The organism is Streptomyces sp. NPDC020681, assembly GCF_044334895.1.
Taxonomy (GTDB): domain Bacteria; phylum Actinomycetota; class Actinomycetes; order Streptomycetales; family Streptomycetaceae; genus Streptomyces.
In genome coordinates, this window is the sequence record NZ_JBIRTX010000006.1 from 473,366 (window position 1) to 491,073 (window position 17,708).

The 17,708-nt window shown below is 71.2% G+C and carries 15 protein-coding genes; 8 read left to right on the top strand and 7 right to left on the bottom strand.

Translation table 11 applies throughout. The features are described 5' to 3' along the window. Positions 1–57: 57 nt before the first annotated feature. Positions 58–1,329, bottom strand: a complete 1,272-nt coding sequence (locus ACH4YL_RS18080) for a glycoside hydrolase family 18 protein (RefSeq protein ID WP_398508308.1) — start codon at positions 1,327–1,329, stop codon at positions 58–60. Positions 1,330–1,698: 369 nt separating this feature from the next. Between ACH4YL_RS18080 and ACH4YL_RS18085 the strand changes: the two genes are divergently transcribed. The 3 genes from ACH4YL_RS18085 to ACH4YL_RS18095 all read left to right on the top strand — a co-directional run bounded on the left by ACH4YL_RS18085 (position 1,699) and on the right by ACH4YL_RS18095 (position 6,190). Beyond that, positions 1,699–2,871 carry an acyl-CoA dehydrogenase family protein gene (locus ACH4YL_RS18085; protein WP_398508310.1) on the top strand — a complete coding sequence of 391 codons (1,173 nt, stop codon included), beginning with the start codon at positions 1,699–1,701 and terminating at the stop codon, positions 2,869–2,871. Positions 2,872–3,926: 1,055 nt separating this feature from the next. Beyond that, the gene (locus tag ACH4YL_RS18090) at positions 3,927–5,051 is read left to right on the top strand and encodes a hypothetical protein (protein WP_398508311.1); all 1,125 of its coding nucleotides are present in this window, start codon (positions 3,927–3,929) and stop codon (positions 5,049–5,051) included. Between the two features lie 32 nt (positions 5,052–5,083). After that, positions 5,084–6,190 carry a phosphotransferase family protein gene (locus ACH4YL_RS18095; RefSeq protein WP_398508312.1) on the top strand — a complete coding sequence of 369 codons (1,107 nt, stop codon included), beginning with the start codon at positions 5,084–5,086 and terminating at the stop codon, positions 6,188–6,190. Here ACH4YL_RS18095 and ACH4YL_RS18100 read toward each other — a convergent pair. Then, positions 6,187–6,594, bottom strand: a complete 408-nt coding sequence (locus ACH4YL_RS18100) for a hypothetical protein (RefSeq protein WP_398508314.1) — start codon at positions 6,592–6,594, stop codon at positions 6,187–6,189. The two genes, ACH4YL_RS18095 and ACH4YL_RS18100, sit on opposite strands and share 4 nt — an antisense overlap. A 204-nt stretch (positions 6,595–6,798) precedes the next feature. Here ACH4YL_RS18100 and ACH4YL_RS18105 point away from each other — a divergent pair, with 204 nt between their 5' ends. The 4 genes from ACH4YL_RS18105 to fxsA all read left to right on the top strand — a co-directional run bounded on the left by ACH4YL_RS18105 (position 6,799) and on the right by fxsA (position 10,877). Next, complete coding sequence (locus ACH4YL_RS18105) at positions 6,799–7,239, top strand: Lrp/AsnC family transcriptional regulator (RefSeq protein WP_398508315.1); 441 nt, start codon at positions 6,799–6,801, stop codon at positions 7,237–7,239. Positions 7,240–7,249: 10 nt separating this feature from the next. Beyond that, positions 7,250–8,890, top strand: coding sequence for an amidohydrolase (locus tag ACH4YL_RS18110; RefSeq protein WP_398508316.1), 1,641 nt, complete (start codon positions 7,250–7,252; stop codon positions 8,888–8,890). A 532-nt stretch (positions 8,891–9,422) separates the two neighbouring features. Further along, the gene (locus ACH4YL_RS18115; protein WP_398508318.1) at positions 9,423–10,214 is read left to right on the top strand and encodes a polyprenol monophosphomannose synthase; all 792 of its coding nucleotides are present in this window, start codon (positions 9,423–9,425) and stop codon (positions 10,212–10,214) included. Between the two features lie 84 nt (positions 10,215–10,298). After that, on the top strand, positions 10,299–10,877 hold the full coding sequence (gene fxsA, locus ACH4YL_RS18120) for an FxsA family membrane protein (RefSeq protein WP_398508319.1): 579 nt from the start codon (positions 10,299–10,301) through the stop codon (positions 10,875–10,877). 181 nt (positions 10,878–11,058) lie between these two features. On the opposite strand, the gene ACH4YL_RS18125 is transcribed toward fxsA, so the two are convergent. From ACH4YL_RS18125 to ACH4YL_RS18140, 4 genes are all read right to left on the bottom strand, one after another. Continuing rightward, the gene (locus ACH4YL_RS18125) at positions 11,059–11,433 is read right to left on the bottom strand and encodes an RNA polymerase-binding protein RbpA (protein WP_003959706.1); all 375 of its coding nucleotides are present in this window, start codon (positions 11,431–11,433) and stop codon (positions 11,059–11,061) included. Positions 11,434–11,699: 266 nt separating this feature from the next. Continuing rightward, positions 11,700–13,046, bottom strand: a complete 1,347-nt coding sequence (locus ACH4YL_RS18130; RefSeq protein ID WP_398508320.1) for an MFS transporter — start codon at positions 13,044–13,046, stop codon at positions 11,700–11,702. A gap of 38 nt (positions 13,047–13,084) precedes the next feature. Next, positions 13,085–13,849 carry a glycerophosphodiester phosphodiesterase gene (locus tag ACH4YL_RS18135; protein ID WP_398508321.1) on the bottom strand — a complete coding sequence of 255 codons (765 nt, stop codon included), beginning with the start codon at positions 13,847–13,849 and terminating at the stop codon, positions 13,085–13,087. Then, complete coding sequence (locus ACH4YL_RS18140; RefSeq protein ID WP_398508322.1) at positions 13,846–14,538, bottom strand: YitT family protein; 693 nt, start codon at positions 14,536–14,538, stop codon at positions 13,846–13,848. The genes ACH4YL_RS18135 and ACH4YL_RS18140 overlap by 4 nt, the downstream gene beginning before the upstream one ends. Positions 14,539–14,602: 64 nt before the next feature. On the opposite strand from ACH4YL_RS18140, the gene ACH4YL_RS18145 reads away from it, so the two are divergent. Continuing rightward, on the top strand, positions 14,603–16,102 hold the full coding sequence (locus ACH4YL_RS18145; RefSeq protein WP_398508323.1) for a PLP-dependent aminotransferase family protein: 1,500 nt from the start codon (positions 14,603–14,605) through the stop codon (positions 16,100–16,102). Between the two features lie 24 nt (positions 16,103–16,126). On the opposite strand, the gene ACH4YL_RS18150 is transcribed toward ACH4YL_RS18145, so the two are convergent. Further along, the gene (locus ACH4YL_RS18150; protein ID WP_398508324.1) at positions 16,127–17,680 is read right to left on the bottom strand and encodes a hypothetical protein; all 1,554 of its coding nucleotides are present in this window, start codon (positions 17,678–17,680) and stop codon (positions 16,127–16,129) included. Positions 17,681–17,708: the final 28 nt, after the last annotated feature.

Genomic DNA, 17,708 nt, shown 5'->3' on the forward strand with positions numbered 1-17,708 from the left:
GGGGAGCCCGACCGGCTCCCCGCCCTCGACCCCTGTTACGCGGCGAGTTGATCGCGACTAGTTGATCGCCTTGATCAGCTCCCCGTCCGTGGTGTCACCGCTGAGCTCCCAGAAGAAGGTGCCTCCCAGGCCCTGCTCGTTCTTGTAGTTCATCTTTCCGGCGATGGTGGTCGGCGTGTCATAGCTCCACCACTGGTTGCCGCAGTGCGCGTACGCGGTCCCGGCGACGGTGCCGTTGGCCGGGCACTTCGTCTTCAGTTCCTTGTAGTCGTCGATGCCCGCCTCGTACTTGCCGGGCGCGGCTCCCGTCGCCGTGCCGCCGGGCGCGGCCTGCGTCACGCCCGTCCAGCCGCGGCCGTAGAAGCCGATGCCGAGCAGCAGCTTGGAGGCCGGTACACCGAGGCCCTTGAGCTTCTGGATCGCCGCGTCGCTGTTGAAGCCCTCCTGCGGGATGCCGGGGTACGAGGTGAGCGGCGAGTGCGGGGCGGTGGGGCCCTGGGCCGCCCAGGCTCCGAAGAAGTCGTACGTCATCGGGTTGTACCAGTCGACGTACTGGGCTGCGCCCGCGTAGTTCGCCGCGTCGATCTTGCCGCCGGACGAGGCGTCCGCGGTGATCGCCGCGGTCACCAGGTTCGAGCTGCCGAACTTGGTCCGCAGCGCGGACATCAGGTTCGGGAACGACTCGCGCCCGCTGGTGTCACAGCTCGCGCCACAGGCGTTCGGGTACTCCCAGTCGATGTCGATGCCGTCGAAGACATCGGCCCAGCGCGGGTCCTCGACCAGGCTGTAGCAGGAGTCGGCGAAGGCGGCCGGGTTGGCCGCGGCCTGGCCGAAGCCGCCGGACCAGGTCCAGCCGCCGAACGACCAGAGGACCTTCAGGTCCGGGTGCAGCTTCTTCAGCTTGCGCAGCTGGTTGAAGTTGCCGCGCAGCGGCTGGTCCCAGGTGTCGGCGACGCCGTCGACGCTCTGGTCGGCGGTGTACGACTTCTCGTACGCCGGGAAGGCCTCGCCGACGGTGCACTTGCCGCCCTGGACGTTGCCGAAGGAGTAGTTGATGTGCGTCAGCTTGTCCGCGGACCCGGAGGTCTGGATGTTCTTGACGTGGTAGTTGCGGTCGTAGACGCCCCATTCGGTGAAGTAGCCGATCACCTTGTTGCCGGCGCGCGGCGCTGCCGCGGCGGCCTTGGCGGTGGCGGCCTTGGTTGTGGCGCTGGGCTCGCCGGCGGAGGCGGCGTGGATGCCGGTGAGCAGGGTCGCGCCGAGGGCCGCGGTACACGCGGCGGCGACGAGCGCCCTCAGGCGGGTGCGGGGGCGGTTGAGTCCGAGCATCGGGTCTCCTCGTGGGGGAGGGAGAGCGAGTGGGGAAGGTGTGCCGTGGGGCCGTGGGGGGCCTTCGTACGGACTTCTTGTGGACTTCCTTGACATGAACGCGATAGCGCGTTGTGGAGAACCGTAGAAGGACTAGACCAATCGGTCAATGGTTTGGACCAAGTTCCCGAGGTGCTCGGGGCAACCGCACCGGACAAATCCCGCCCGTGACTGAAGTCCGCTGATCGGGCATACTCGACGCGCCACAGCCACTATCCAGCCGCTTTCGTGATCCGGAAGGGCAGCATCGGCCTGGCAGTAAGACCGGCGGCGCGCCCACACCCTTCGTGCGCGACCGTCGCAGCGCCCGACAGGGAGGAGAGCGCCGCTATGCCCGACCGCGCCCCGCAGCCGGTGGATCGTCAACTGCCCACCGAGGAATCCAGGGATCTCATCGCCCTGGTGCGCGACATCGTCCAGCGGGAGATCGCTCCCCGGGCGGCCGAGGAGGAGGAATCCGGCCGCTTCCCGCGCGAGATCTTCACCCTGCTGTCCGAGTCGGGACTGCTCGGCCTTCCCTACGACGGGGAGTACGGCGGCGGAGACCAGCCGTACGAGGTCTACCTCCAGGTCCTGGAAGAGCTCGCCGCGGCACGCCTCACGGTGGGCCTCGGCGTCAGCGTCCACACCCTCGCCTGCCACGCGCTCGCCGGCTACGGCACCAAGGAGCAGCAGGCCGAGCAGCTGCCGGCCATGCTCGGCGGGGGACTGCTCGGCGCGTACTGCCTGTCCGAGCCCGCATCCGGCTCCGACGCCGCCTCGCTGCGTACGAAGGCGGTGCGCGACGGTGACGACTGGGTGATCACCGGCACCAAGTCCTGGATCACCCACGGCGGAATCGCCGACTTCTACACGGTCATGGCCCGCTCCGGCGGCGAGGGCGCCCGCGGTATCACGGCGTTCCTGGTCCCGGGGGACGCGCCGAAGCTGAACGCAGCCGCGCCCGAGAAGAAGATGGGCATGAAGGGCTCGCCCACGGCCCAGCTGAACTTCGACGGCGTGCGCGTGCCGGACTCCCGCCGCATCGGTGACGAGGGGCAGGGCTTCGCGATCGCGCTCTCCGCCCTTGACTCGGGCCGGCTCGGCATCGCCGCCTGCGCGATCGGCGTCGCTCAGGCGGCCCTGGACGAGGCCGTCTCGTACGCCACCGGACGCCAGCAGTTCGGCCGGCCGATCGCCGACTTCCAAGGCCTGCGCTTCATGCTCGCCGACATGGCCACGCGGATCGAGGCGGGCCGTGCGCTCTATCTGGCGGCGGCGCGGCTGCGGGACGCGGGACGGCCGTTCTCGCGGCAGGCCGCCATGGCCAAGCTGTTCTGCACGGACACGGCGATGAGCGTCACCACGGACGCGGTGCAGGTCCTCGGCGGCTACGGCTACACCGTGGACTTCCCGGTCGAGCGCTATATGCGGGAGGCCAAGGTGCTCCAGATCGTCGAGGGCACCAATCAGATCCAGCGCATGGTCATCGCCCGTCACCTGGCTGGGCCAGAGTCCCGCTGAACCGCGCCCCGAATGCCGGGGGCGCCGCGAGCCTGGTCCACTCGGGGTCGCGGCGCCCGGGCAGGGTGCGGCCCTGGCTCGTCCACAGGCGCAGCAGCTCTTGGTAGATGGGCGGGTCGGCCGACTGCCGAACCGATTCTTCTGGCGGGGGCGCGGGCGCGGCGAGGGGGCGCCGCCGCTGACCGCTCGTGGCGTACAGCAGGGTCATGCATGGCCAACGCGGCGAGCCGTGGCCGGGTTACCGCCGGAACGTATCGAGCGCCAGTTCCCCTCGTACCCGTAGGCCCCGGGCCGCCGCGGCCGGAGGGGCCGTGTCTCCGGCGGGGAGCCGCCGAGCCGGTGTGTGCGGTGCGCCGGCGGTGGTGCAACGCGTGGCCTGTCGCGGCATCCGTCGGGACTCCGACGCGGCAGCGCCACGCTCGCGCGCGAGCGCAGTGCGGGACCCAGCGCGGTAGCGCGCCACGCTCATGCGCGAGCGCAGTGCGGGACCCGACGCGCGCCGGCAGGCGTGGCAGTCGTCGGGACTCCGGCGCGGCAGGGCGCCACGCTCTTGCGCGAGCGCAGTGCGGGACGCGGCGCGTGAGGACTGCCGCGCCGGCCGGCGCGGCAGGGCACCACGCTCGCGTCCGCGGGCCGCGAGAACAGGTTGGGATCGGCACGGCGGCAGTCGGGACTCCGGCGCGGCACCGCGCCGCACTCATGCGTCCGCGCGCCCAGAGCGCAGAGCTGGCCCGGCGTGGCAGCCGTCGGGATCCGGCGCGCGCCGTGGGCGCAGTACAGAACCCGGTGCGCGACGCCCGTACCGCCCGGCGCGGCACTCCTCGGGACTCCGGCGCGGCGCGGCACCGCGCCACGCCCGCGCGCCCGCGCGCCCAGAGCGCAGTGCGGGACCCAGCGCGGTAGCGCGCCGCGCTCATCCGTCCGCGCGCCCCGGGCGCAGTGCGGGACCCGGTGCGCTACGCCCGCGCCGCCCGGCGCGAATGGCGTGCATTGATCTGGCGGGCTCGCGCTGTCTGACGTACCGTCAACTTCCTTGCCGCCACAGGAGGCCAGCCGTGTCCGACGATCGGCCCGTCGCCCTCGACGAATACCCGGTCCACCAGGCGCCGTTGTCGATGAAGCATCTCGTCACCGGTGACCGCAACGCCTACGACCGGTGCATCTTCCAGGTCTTCGACCACGAGGGCCGCGCACTGCTCATCGCCGGTCTCGGTGTCTATCCGAACACCGGCGTCATCGACGCCTACGCCACACTCCGCATCGGCGGCGAACTGCATGCCGTGCGCGCCTCCGACGCCCTCGGCGACGACCGGATGAACCTCAGCGTCGGCCCGCTGCGCATCACCGTCGACGAACCGCTGCGCCGCCTCACCCTGCACTGCGACGCCGATCCCGACGACCCCGCATCCCTCTCGTACGACATCACCTGGCAGGCCCGGTTCCCGGCCCTTTGGGAACCGCACCACATCCAGCGCCGTGGCGACCGGCTCATGCTCGAAGGACGCCGCTTCGTCCAGGCGGGCAGCTGCACCGGCACCATCCGGGTCGCTGGCGAGGAGTTCGCGGTCACCGAGGGGGAGTGGACCGGTACGCGTGACCGGAGTTGGGGCGTGCGGCCCATCCCCGGCGAGGAAGGCGGCCGCGCCGCCGAAGAGCTGCGGCCCGAGGGCTTCCACTGGCTCTGGATACCCGTCCGCTTCGAGGACCGCTTCCTGATGGTGATCACCCAGGAGGACGCCGACGGCTACCGCACGCTCAGCGAGGCCGTGCTCGTCCGCGACGGCCACCGTGACGTCCAACTCGGCTGGCCCCAGACCGACATCAGCTATCTCTCCGGCACCCGCCGTCCCACCAGTGCCGTCGTCCATCTCACCGGACCGGACCGCAAGCCGCTCGAACTCGGCGTCGAGATCCTCGCCTCCTCGCCGCTGGCCCTCGGCGCCGGATACCCGCCCGCGACCGACTGGCAGCACGGCACCTGGCAGGGCCACGGCTGGACCGATCGCCGTGTCTACGACCTCTCCGACCCCGCGGCCCACCCCATGGCCGCATACGGCGTCACCGACCACTCCGCCCGCTTCACCCTCGACGGGCGGACCGGCCACGGAATCTTCGAGCACGGCAGCTTCGGCCGCCACGACCCGAGCGGCTTCACCAGCTACGCAGCCGTCGCACCCTGAACGCCGCGGCCAGTCCGGACAGGAGCAGGCAGATGGCAACCACACCACGGCCCCGGCCCCGTACCACCACCCGCGACCCCGAAGAGGTCGCCCGCCGGCTCACCGCATGGCTGGCCGCCCGGCTGCCCGGTGCCGAGGTCAGCGGAGTACGAGTGCCGGAGTCCAACGGCATGTCCAGCGAGACGCTGCTCTTCGACATCGAGCACCCGCAACCGCCGCTGAGAGCCTGCGCGTTGCGGCTCGCCGCGGATCCGGCCGCGTACACGATCTTTCCCGTGTACGACATGGCGCTGCAGTACCGCACCATGCGCGACGTCGCCAGGCACACCGACATCCCGGTGCCCCGCGTGCTGTGGCTGGAGGAGGACCCCGCGGCGCTCGGAGCACCGTTCTTCGTGATGGAACGCGTCGAGGGCCGCGTGCCGCCCGACGTCATGCCCTATACGTACGAGGGCAACTGGCTGCACGGGGCGAGCGACGCCGAACGCGAACGCCTCGAGCACGCCACCGTCTCGGTGCTCGCCCGGCTGCACGACCAGTACCCCGTCGAACCCGGGCCCGGCAGCGCGCTGCGCCGCCATGTCGAGGCCCAACGCGCCTACTACGCCTGGCTGGTGGACGGACTGCCTCGCTCACCGCTGATCGAGTCCGCCTTCGACTGGCTCGAGGCGCACTGGCCCGCGGACGAGGGCGAGACCGTGCTCAACTGGGGCGACGCCCGTATCGGCAACATCATCTACGACGGATTCGAGCCCGCCGCCGTCATCGACTGGGAGATGGCCGCCTTCGCGCCGCGCGAGGTCGACCTCGGCTGGACGGTCTTCCTGCACCGCTTCTTCCAGGACCTCACGGTGAGCTTCGGCCAGCGCGGCCTGCCCGGCTTCCTGCGCCGGGACGCCGTCGAGGACCGCTATGCGGCCCTCACCGGCCACCGCCCGCGCGACATGGAGTTCTACACGCTCTATGCCGCGCTGCGGCACGCGATCGTGATGCTCCGGGTCGCCTACCGCCAGATCCACTTCGGTGAGACGGGAATGCCCGACGATCCGGACCGTCTGATCCTGCACCACGCCGGGCTCGCCGCCATGGTGCAGGGAACGTACTGGGCCGGAATCGCGACCCGGGATGACCAGGCCTAGGCCGCCTGGTCACGCATCGGCGGCATCCGCATCGGACGCGAGCCCGTGCCGCCGACGTGCGAGAAGGGCTGCATCCGCCAGTCGAGGCCCTGAGGCAGCGTCAGCAGCAGGGCCGTGTCCTGTTCCTGGACCTCGAGCGACTCGTCCGCGGGACGCGCCTGCGAGGCGGCCCGCCCGGTGCCGGCGCACACGGTGAGCCCGAACGGATTCCAGGGCGTGGGGCACAGCGCGTGCTCGGGCAGGACGTTCTCGTCCGCCAGAAGTGCGATCGGCTGTGCGCAGTCCGGGCAGATCACCCGGTACATCTCAAAGGTGTCGTAAGCGTCGAGCTCGTCGATCTCGGCCGGTTCAGCCGGATCAACAGGCTCCATTTCGGTACGACCAGTGTTCTTGACACTCTGCATGGAGAATCTCCCCCTCGGGTGGGCCGACCAGGCACTTGCGGCCTCGACCACAGCAAGCACTTCCCCACGCGCCCGCGAGGTAACCGTGCGGTCACGGTGTAGGCGTCCCGGACCCTGTGGCGTTCGTCACATGCCCCCTGCAGGTGCCCTCGCACGTCGCACCCGACTGTGCCGGAAGCCACCTGGGGACTTAAGTTGATCCGCATGGAGGAGCTGGATCGTCAGATCGTGGATTTGCTCGTCAAGGACGGGCGGATGAGCTACACCGACCTGGGCAAGGCCACCGGCCTGTCCACCTCGGCGGTGCATCAGCGCGTGCGCCGTCTGGAACAGCGCGGCGTCATCCGCGGCTATGCCGCCGTCGTCGACCCGGAGGCGGTCGGGCTGCCGCTCACCGCGTTCATCTCGGTCAAGCCGTTCGACCCCAGCGCCCCGGACGACATCTCCGAACGCCTCTCCGACGTGCCCGAGATCGAGGCCTGCCACAGCGTCGCCGGCGACGAGAACTACATCCTCAAGGTGCGTGTCTCGACGCCGATCGAACTGGAGCACCTGCTCACCCGGATCCGCTCGCTCTCCGGCGTCTCCACCCGCACCACCGTCGTCCTGTCCACCCCGTACGAGGCACGCCCGCCGCGTATCTAGGCTTGAGGCCATGACCGAGAGCACCGCCGCCCACGGCGAACACCGCACCGTCCTGCTGCGCGGCGGAGAAGTCCACAGCCCTGCCGACCCCTTCGCCACCGCGATGGTCGTCGAGCGTGGCCATGTCGCCTGGGTGGGCTCCGAAGGCGCGGCCGACGCCTTCGCCGACGGCGTCGACGAGGTGGTCGACCTCGAAGGCGCTCTGGTCACGCCCGCGTTCACCGACGCCCATGTGCACACCACGGCGACTGGCCTCGCTCTCACCGGCCTCGACCTGTCCGGCGCCCGCACGCTGGCCGACGCGCTCGCTCTCGTGCGCGAGCACAGCGCCGCACACGCCGGGGACGAGGTCCTCCTCGGCCACGGCTGGGACACGGCGCGCTGGCCCGAGCGGCGTCCGCCGTCCCGCGCGGAGCTCGACGAGGCCACCGGCGGCCGCCCGCTCTATCTGCCGCGCATCGACGTCCACTCGGCCGTGGTGACCACCGCCCTGCTCGACCTCGTGCCCTCAGTCACCGAGCTGGCCGGTTACCACCCGGACGCGCCGCTCACCGCCGCCGCCCACCACGCCGTGCGCGCCGCGGCGCACGACGCCGTCACCCCGGCGCAGCGGGCCGCGGCCCAGCGCGCGGCACTCACGCGCGCCGCCTCTCTCGGCATCGGCACCGTCCACGAGTGCGCAGGGCCGGACATCTCCGACGAGGACGACTTCACCGCCCTGCTGGCGCTCGCCGACGCGCAGCCCGGCCCGCGCGTCGTCGGCTACTGGGCCGAACAGGTCGAAGGCGCCAAGGACGCCCGGCGGATCCGCGAACTCGGCGCCGTCGGCGCGGCCGGAGACCTCTTCGTCGACGGGTCGCTCGGCTCCCACACCGCCTGCCTGCACACGCCGTACGCGGACGCCGCCCACACCGGCACGGCCCATCTCGACGCCGCGGCCGTCGCCGCCCATGTGACCGCCTGCACCGAGGCGGGCCTCCAGGCCGGCTTCCACGCGATCGGCGACGCCGCACTCACCGCCGTCGTCGACGGCGTCCGGGCCACCGCGGACACCCTCGGTCTCGCCCGCGTCCGCGCCGCGCGCCACCGCGTGGAACACGCCGAGATGCTCACCCCCGAAACCATCGCCGCCTTCGCCGAGTTCGGCCTCACCGCGTCCGTACAGCCCGCCTTCGACGCGGCCTGGGGCGGCGACGAGGGCATGTACGCCCAGCGCCTCGGCGTCGAACGCGCCCGCACACTCAACCCGTACGCCGCGCTGCTGCGCGCCGGAGTCCCGCTCGCCCTCGGCTCCGACAGTCCGGTGACCCCGCTCGACCCGTGGGGCACGGTCCGGGCCGCCGCCTTCCACCGCACGCCGGAACACCGGGTCTCCGTGCGGGCCGCCTTCACGGCGCACACTCGCGGCGGCTGGCGCGCCGTCGGCCGTGACGACGCGGGTGTCCTGGTACCCGGCGCACCCGCCGACTACGCCCTGTGGCGCACCGAGGAACTCGTCGTCCAGGCCCCCGACGACCGGGTCGCCCGCTGGTCCACCGACCCGCGCTCCGGCACCCCTGGCCTGCCCGATCTCACTCCCGGCCGCGAGCTGCCGGTATGTCTGCGGACCGTGGTCTTCGGGCACACCATCTTCGACCGGCTGAACGAGTGACGTGCGCACATTTCGTACCGCCGACCGTTCCCCGGCACCCTCGGCCACGACCTGCGGATCTTCGACGCTGACCTGGCGATTTGGGCAAACCGCGCAGATCACGCGACTGTTGACATGAAGCGCCCACCGGCCGGTAGGTTCGGCCGAGTCCACCACAGGACGTCCGACCGGCAAACCTCCACGCAGTCGTCGAACGCCGCTGGGTCATGGGGCAGTGCGCCGCACCGGGGTACTGCCACTGGGAGCCAGGTCCAGCGCCCGCGCCACGGGGGCGAGGGAAGGTTTCAGCCGGGCGGGCAGGTGTGACCCGGATGGGGTCCGGCGTTCAGTAGACAACGGCTCTCGGTCGACCCGCAGCCAGCGGGTCCCAGGTCGGCCCGAAGGACGCCGGACCCTGATCCGCCGCCCGGCCCCGATCCACCTGCTGAAGCCCCTTCCCCGCCGGCATCGACGCCCCAGCTCCGTGCCGACGCAGCCGCACGCCCGGCGCTCGCTATGGTGGGGCTCAGTGCACGCGGACTAAGGGGCAGCAGTGAACAACGGTGGTGGGGTTTCCCCTGGCGAGGACCAGGGGAGGCGGTACGGCCCGCTCGGCAGAGCACTGGTCATCATCCCGACCTACAACGAGGCCGAGAACATCAGGCCGATCGTCTCCCGGGTGCGTGCAGCCGTGCCCGAGGCGGACATCCTCGTCGCCGACGACAACAGCCCCGACGGCACGGGCAAGACCGCCGATGAGATCGCCGCCCTGGACGACAAGGTCCAGGTGCTGCACCGCAAGGGCAAGGAGGGCCTCGGCGCGGCCTATCTCGCAGGCTTCGCCTGGGGCATGGAGCACGGCTACGGCGTCCTCGTCGAAATGGACGCCGACGGCTCCCACCAGCCCGAGGAACTGCCCCGGCTGCTGACCGCCCTCAAGGGCGCCGACCTGGTACTCGGCTCGCGCTGGGTCCCCGGCGGACGCGTCGTCAACTGGCCCAAGCACCGCCAGTTCCTCTCCCGTGGCGGCAGCACCTACTCCCGCATCCTCCTCGGCGTGCCGATCCGGGACGTCACCGGAGGCTTCCGTGCCTTCCGCGCCGAAACCCTCCAGGGCCTCGGGCTCACCGAAGTCGCCTCCCAGGGCTACTGCTTCCAGGTCGACCTCGCCCGCCGTGCCGTGGCCGCCGGCTACCACGTCGTAGAGGTGCCCATCACCTTCGTCGAACGCGAGCACGGCGACTCCAAGATGAACCGCGACATCGTGGTCGAGGCGCTGTGGCGGGTCACGGCCTGGGGTGTCGGCGACCGGGCGAATCGTCTCCTCGGCCGCAAGCCCTCCTGAGGCGCACCGTCCCGGCTCCTCCTGCGTGATCTTGCTGATCGTCCCCTTACGCCGCTTCGGCGGGCGTCCAGGCACACTGGGAGCATGACGACCGGCTCACCGCCCCCGACAGCCCCCAAGCGCTCACGCGCCCGCAGCTTCGTCCCGCTCGGCGTCGCCGCCTGGCTGGTCCTCGAGATCTGGCTCCTGATCCTCGTCGCCGGAGCGGCGGGCGGACTGACCGTCCTCGCCCTGCTCCTCGGCGGCGCGGTCCTCGGCGCTGCCGTTATCAAGCGCGCGGGCGGCCGGGCCTTCCGCAACCTCAGCGAGACGGTGCAGCAGGCGCAGTCGGGCGTGATGCCGACGACCCCAACCGGCAGCAGCGGCAACGGATTCCTGATGCTCGGCGGACTGCTGCTGATCCTGCCCGGCCTGATCTCCGACGTGATCGGCCTCGCTCTGCTGCTGCCGCCGGTCCGCTCCCTGCTCGGGCGGTACGCGGAACGGTCGCTGGAGCGCCGGATGCGCGCGGCAACCCCCGGCAGCCTCGGTGACGCCTTCCAGCAGGCCCGTATTCACCGGCCGGACGGAAAGGTCGTGCAGGGTGAGGTCATCCGGCAGGACGCGGCGCAGTCCGACGCCGGCCATGAGGACAAGGGCCCCCGGCCCCCGCTGACCTCCTGATCGCCAGGCCCCGCCGACTTTCCTGATCGGCGGAGAAGCCCATGAGGAGCCCAGGACACAGCAGAGCCGCAGGCCGTGACTCACACTCGGTGTGACACGGCCCGCGGCTCTTGTCTTGCGTGATGCTGTTGTCGATGGCGCCAGATGGTGCGATCAGTGCGGTGTTACGCGGTCAGGCGGGTCAGGCCGACTTACGGCTGTCCCGCGGGTGCACGGCGATGTTCATGGCACCGGAACGAAGGACCGCCAGCCTCTCGGCCAGCACCTCTTCCAGCTCCTCGCGGGTACGCCGCTCCATGAGCATGTCCCAGTGCGTACGCGCCGGCTTCCCCTTCTTCTCCTCGGGGCCGTCCCCGTCCACCAGGAGTGCCTGGGCGCCGCACGCCTTGCACTCCCACTCCGGCGGAATTTCCGCCTCAACCGAGAACGGCATCTCAAAACGATGTCCGTTCTGGCATGCGTACTCCACCGCCTGGCGCGGGGCCAGATCGATGCCGCGGTCCGTCTCGTAGCTGGTAACCACGAGGCGCGTGCCGCGGAGAGCTCGCTCACTCATGAATCGTGCCTCCCGGGCTTGTCGCCCACAGGACAGGTGTCGCTGTCGTCGTCATCCGGTCAACGTCCGGTCGGCGGTAAAGATTCCCGTTCTGGGTCATGCGTCGCCCGTCGTGCCGCTGCTTTCCCATTGGTTGGGGTACCCACCAGTGCCCGGTTTGTCACATCTGTCAGAAAGTGTCACCCAGTGATTGCACTTCTTGAGCACGCAGTAACGGTCCGCCTGGCAAGCCAAAGGCGTACACTACCGGCCTTTCACTTCAACGTCTAAATCCGCTCCGGCACCGGGTTGCCCGCGGCCGCCACCGCACGCCGCACCGGGACCCGCGCCAGCAGCACAAAACCGAGCGCGAAAAAGACCACCAAGGAGATGATCGCGTCCCGATAGCTGCCGGTCAGCTGGTACGCGAGACCGAACACCAGCGGCCCGAGCCAGCTCAGCCCGCGATCACTCATCTCGTACGCCGAGAAGTACTCGGCCTCCTTGCCGCGCGGCACCAGATGTGAGAAGAGCGACCTCGACAGCGCCTGACTGCCGCCCAGCACCAGACCGATCGCACCCGCCAGCGCGAAGAACCACATCGGCGCCCCGGCCGGCAGGAAGTACCCGGCCGCCAGAATCAGCGTCCACACGGCCAGCGAGCCGAGGATGGTCCGCTTCGCGCCGTGCGTCCTCGCCAGCCGGCCCATGCCCAGCGCGCCGGCCACCGCCAGCACCTGCACCAGCAGCACCGCCGTGATCAGCGTCGTCTGATCGAGGTCCAGCTCCTCGGAGCCGTAGATCGACGCCTGCGAGATCACCGTCTGGACGCCGTCGTTGTAGATCAGATAGGCCAGCAGGAACGACAGCGTCAGCGGATGCCGTCGCATGTCCTTGAGCGTGGCAGTCAGCTGACGCCAGCCGGAGCCGACGGCGCCCTCGCCGGTCGGCGGCAGTCGGCGGTCCCGCAGCCGCCGCAGCGGTACCAGCGTGAACGCGCCCCACCACAGGCCCGCCGACGCGAGACAGATCCGTACCGCCGCGGACTCCGACAGGCCGAACGATTCGTGACCGGAATACACGACGAGGTTCAGGACCAGCACCAGAGCGCCGGAGGTATAGCCGAACGCCCAGCCGCGCGAGGAGACCGCGTCACGCTCCTCGGGCTCCGCGATCTGCGGCAGATAGGCGTTGTAGAGGACCATCGACACCGAAAGCGACGCGTTCGCGACGATCAGCAGAAACGCGCCGAGGAGATACCGCTCGCCACCGACGAGAAACATCGCCGTCGTCGCGGCGGCCCCGGTGTACGCCGCCACCGCAAGCAGCGGCTTCTTGCGTCCCGTACGGTCCGCCACCGCGCCCGCCAGCGGCATCAGCAGCACGGCGACCACGACCGACAACGACACCGCGTACGCGAAGACCGAGCCGGCGCGCACCGGCACACCGAGCGGATGCACAAAACCGTCGGCGGCGGCGGCCGCCTTCGCCACCGACGTCAGATACGGCCCCAGGAACACCGTCAGCACACTCGTCGAGTAGACCGAGCACGCGAAGTCGTAGAAATACCAGCCGCGTTGCTCACGCCGGCGCTCGCTCGGCCCGGTCGCCGCCTCCGCGATGTCAGCCGTCATCGCGCCCCCTCGCTCGTCCCGTGGTGCAGACGCGCGGGTCAGACCCAGACTCCCCGGTCGGTCAGTACCGTGCGCAGCGTCTCCAGATGATCGGTCATGATGCCATCCACGCCGAGGTCCAGGAGCGCCGCCATCCGATCGGCGTCGTTCACCGTCCAGACATGCACCTGAAGACCGCGCGCGTGGGCATGATCGACGAACTTACGGTCCACCACGCGGATGCCGCTCTGCGACTCGGGGACCTGGGCGCACACCGCGCCCAGCCGAACCGCCGCCGGGATGCCCCACGACCTCAGCCGCAGGCCCAGCACGCCACGCACGCCGTAGGACGTCGCGAGGCGCGGACCCGCCAGCCGCTTGGCGCGGGCCACCCGGCTCTCGGAGAACGAGCCGACGCACACCCGGTCCCAGGCGCCGGTCCGGCGGACGAGGTCGACGAGGGGAACCAGCGCGGGCTCCGCCTTGATGTCCACGTTCCAGCGGGCCTCCGGGAACTCTTCGAGCAGCTGCTCGAAGAGCGCCAGCGGCTCCTTGCCGCCCACCCTGGCCTGCTGGACCTCGTTCCACGGCAGCGCCGAGATCTTGCCGTTCGCGTCCGTCACACGGTCCAGCGTCGTGTCGTGGAACGCGACCAGCATGCCGTCCGCCGTCGTGTGCACATCGGTCTCGAAGTAGCGGTAGCCGAGATCGGCCGCCCGCCGGAACGCGGCGGCCGTGTTCTCGATCCCGTCCGCCGCGCCGCCCCGGTGGGCGAAGGCGAGCGTGGACGGATGGTCCAGGTAGGGATGCGGTACGCGAGTCACTTTCGCAGTATGGCCTGCTCCGGTGTCCCGCCGGCGACGACCGCGCTGCCACCGCCCTGACCGGAGATGGCGAAGACGCGCAGAAACACCTGGGCGAGCGGCCCGATCGCCAGCGCGTACGCCACCGTGCCGATGCCCACCGACCCGCCGAGCACGAAGCCGGTCGCCACCACAGCCACTTCAATGGCCGTACGCACCAGGCGGATCGAACGGCCGGTGACCCGGTGCAGTCCGGTCATCAGGCCGTCGCGCGGCCCCGGTCCGAAACGCGCCGCGATGTACAGGCCGGTGGCCACGCCGTTGAGCACGATGCCCACGATCATCACCGGGATCTGCACCGCGAGTCCGTGTGCGTCCGGGACCACCATCAGGGTGCCGTCCATCGCCACGCCGATGACAAAGACATTGGAGACGGTGCCCAGTCCCGGCCGCTGCCTGATCGGGATCCACAGCAGCAGCACCACCGCGCCGACGATGATCGACACCACGCCGATCGTGAGCCCGGTCTTCTCGGCCAGGCCCTGGTGCAGCACGCCCCACGGTTCGAGCCCGAGACCGCCGCGCACCAGGAGCGCGGAGCTCACTCCGTACAGCGTGAGACCGATGTACAGCTGCAGCAGCCTGCGAGTGAGGTGCGCGGAGACCGCGGACACAATGACGCCCCCTATGGTGGTGGTGGACTGACTCATGACACTCTGTGGCTACGGAACCAATGGCAACCATGGCCAATTCGAGGAAGGTGGACTGACTTCCATGACGCAGTGGACCTCAGCGGTGGGCGCGGCGCAGCTCGCCCGGCAGCTCACCTCCCAGCAGCCCCGCCCCGCCGGCCCCGGCACCCGCAAGCCCCCGGCCTACCGGGCACTGGCAGACGGCATCCGGCTGCTCGTCCTCGAAGGCCGGGTTCCCGTCGCGGCGCGTCTGCCCGCGGAGCGAGAACTCGCGCTCTCCCTCTCCTTGAGCCGCACCACCGTCGCCGCCGCCTACGAGGCGCTGCGCAGCGAGGGCTTCCTGGAATCCCGCAGAGGCGCGGGCAGTTGGACCGCCGTCCCCGCCGGGAACCCGCTCCCGGCGCGCGGACTCGAACCGCTCCCGCCGGAGTCGCTCGGCTCGATGATCGACCTCGGCTGCGCCGCCCTCCCGGCCCCCGAGCCCTGGCTCACCCGCGGAGTGCAGGGCGCGCTGGAGGAACTGCCGCCGTACGCGCACACCCACGGCGACTATCCGGCCGGCCTGCCCGCGCTGCGCCAGATGCTCGCCGACCGCTACACCGAGCGTGGCATCCCGACCATGCCCGAGCAGATCATGGTGACCACCGGCGCGATGGGCGCGATCGACGCGATCTGCCATCTGTTCGCCGGGCGTGGCGAGCGGATCGCCGTCGAGTCGCCGTCGTACGCCAACATCCTCCAGCTCATGCGGGAAGCCGGCGCGCGGCTCGTGCCCGTGGCCATGGCCGAAGGGCTCACCGGCTGGGACCTGCCCAGGTGGCGGCAGGTGCTGCGGGACGCCGCGCCGCGTCTCGCCTATGTCGTGGCGGACTTCCACAACCCGACCGGGGCGCTCGCCGACGAGGACCAGCGCCGCCGCCTCGTCGACGCGGCACGGTCCGCCGGCACGGTGCTCGTCGTCGACGAGACCATGTCCGAGCTGCACCTGGACGACGACGTCGAGATGCCGAGGCCGGTCTGCGCCTTCGACCCGGCGGGCTCCACGGTGCTCACCGTCGGCTCGGCCAGCAAGGCCTTCTGGGCGGGCATGCGCATCGGCTGGGTCCGCGCGGCCCCCGATGTGATCCGCTCGCTGGTCGCCGCCCGCGCCTACGCCGACCTCGGTACGCCGGTGCTCGAGCAGCTCGCCGTCAACTGGCTGATGCAGACCGGCGGTTGGGAGGAGGCCGTCGCCATCCGCCGCAGCCAGGCCCGCGACAACCGAGACGCGCTGGTGACCGCCGTGCGCCGGGAGCTGCCGGACTGGGAGTTCGAGGTGCCGCAGGGCGGCCTCACGCTCTGGGTCCGCACCGGCGGCCTCTCCGGCTCCCGCCTCGCGGAGGTCGGCGAACGGGTCGGCGTGCGCGTGCCTTCGGGTCCGCGCTTCGGGGTCGACGGGGCGTTCGAGGGCTATGTCCGTCTGCCGTTCACGGTCGGCGGCCCGGTCGCGGACGAGGCGGCGGCCCGACTGGCGGCCGCGGCGCGCCTGGTGGAGACGGGCGCGACGACGGGCACGGAAGCGCCGAGGACGTTTGTGGCCTGACGGCCATGGAGCCCGGCGGTGGCGTCAGCCTTCCGCCGGGACCGGAGTCGCCGTCGCCTTGGACTGGTCCTGGTCCTGGCGTTCCGGGAGCAGTTCCAGCACCGCCTGGCGGTGCGACTCGCTCGTCGCCTCGTCGTACGGGTCGGGCGTCGCCGGGACCTGGAGCCTGAGGACCGGTCCCGTGCCGAGCCGCGCATAGCCACGGCCCGGCGGGAACTCGGGCGTCGGCGTGGTGTGCGGCTGCGTGCCGAGCACCGACTCGACCTGCTCGAAAGTGGCCGGACCCAGGACGACCCGGGCGCGGGTGTGCGTCCGTACGGTCTCGGTGAGCGCGTCCAGGCTGTCGAACTGCTCGGTCACCACCACCGTGACCTGCGCGGCTCTGCCGTGCCGCAGCGGCACCTGCAGCAGCTGCTGCGGATCGGTGTGGCCGTCGGCGGCCGCCAGATGTCCGAAGATGCTCGGCCGGTCCAGCAGGATCCACAGCGGCCGCTTGACGTCCTCGGGCGTGGGGTGTCCGGCCTGCCGGGCCTTGTTCGCGGCGATCAGCCGGCGTTCGGTCTCGTTCGCCGCCCACTCCAGGCTCGTCAGAGCTCCGGCGAGCCCGGCTTCGACGGCCAGCACGCCCGCGCGCCCGGTCAGCCAGGCGTACTCTCCGGTGCCGCTGCCCTCGACGATCAGCACGTCGCCGTTCTGCAGGGCCTGGAGCGCGATCGAGCGCAGCAGGGTCGTGGTGCCGCTGCCGGGCTCGCCGACCGCCAGCAGATGCGGCTCCGTGGAGCGCGGTCCGGTGCGCCAGATGACGGGCGGCGCGTCGCGCGTCTCCCCGCCCTCGGTCACCGGCACGGTGCGGTGCACCGCGTCGGCGTCGGTGAAGCCCAGCACGGTCTCGCCGGGGATGGTGACAAAGCGCTGAGCGGCGATCGAGGTGGGCAGGGCGGGCAGCACGGTCATGTCGACGTGATTGGCCTCCTCGTCCCAGACGAACAGATACTCGCGGCCGCGCCCCGACTTGGCGTGCAGCAGCTGCTCGATGCGGGCCCGGGACTCGGCCTCGCCGTCGGTGAAGTACGCGGGATAGCTGATGCGCAGCTTGGTGAGCCGGGCGTTGCCGTCGAAGGCGTACTCGCTGAAGGGGCCGTTCCAGTCGCCGCCGTGGGCGAACTGCGGGGCCGGGTCCTCGGGGACCGAGAAGTACGGCACGAGCGCTTCGTAGAGAGCCTGAAGCCGCCCGGCCTCCGCGTCGTCGGGTCCGGTTTTCACGGGCGTCCGCACGCGGCCCTTCCAGGCGGCCGCGGCCATCACCGTGATCAGGGCGACGAGCGGCCCGTACGGGATGAGCGCGACCACCAGGACGCAGCCGGCGACCAGGAACAGCAGGGGACCACGCCGCTCCTTGGGGGTGCCGGCCCACTTGTGTCCTGCCATGCCTGCCAGCTCCCGCAGACCACGGGTGATCGTGATCAGCGGATGGAGGACGTCCGTGGCGCTGTCGGCGGCCGTGCGCGCGATCTCCCGGCTCCGGGCGATCTGTGCGGTTCCGCTGCTCAGAATGCGGGGGAGTGGGCGCCGGGCCACATCGGTCTCCTGGGTGTGCTGAGGCTGA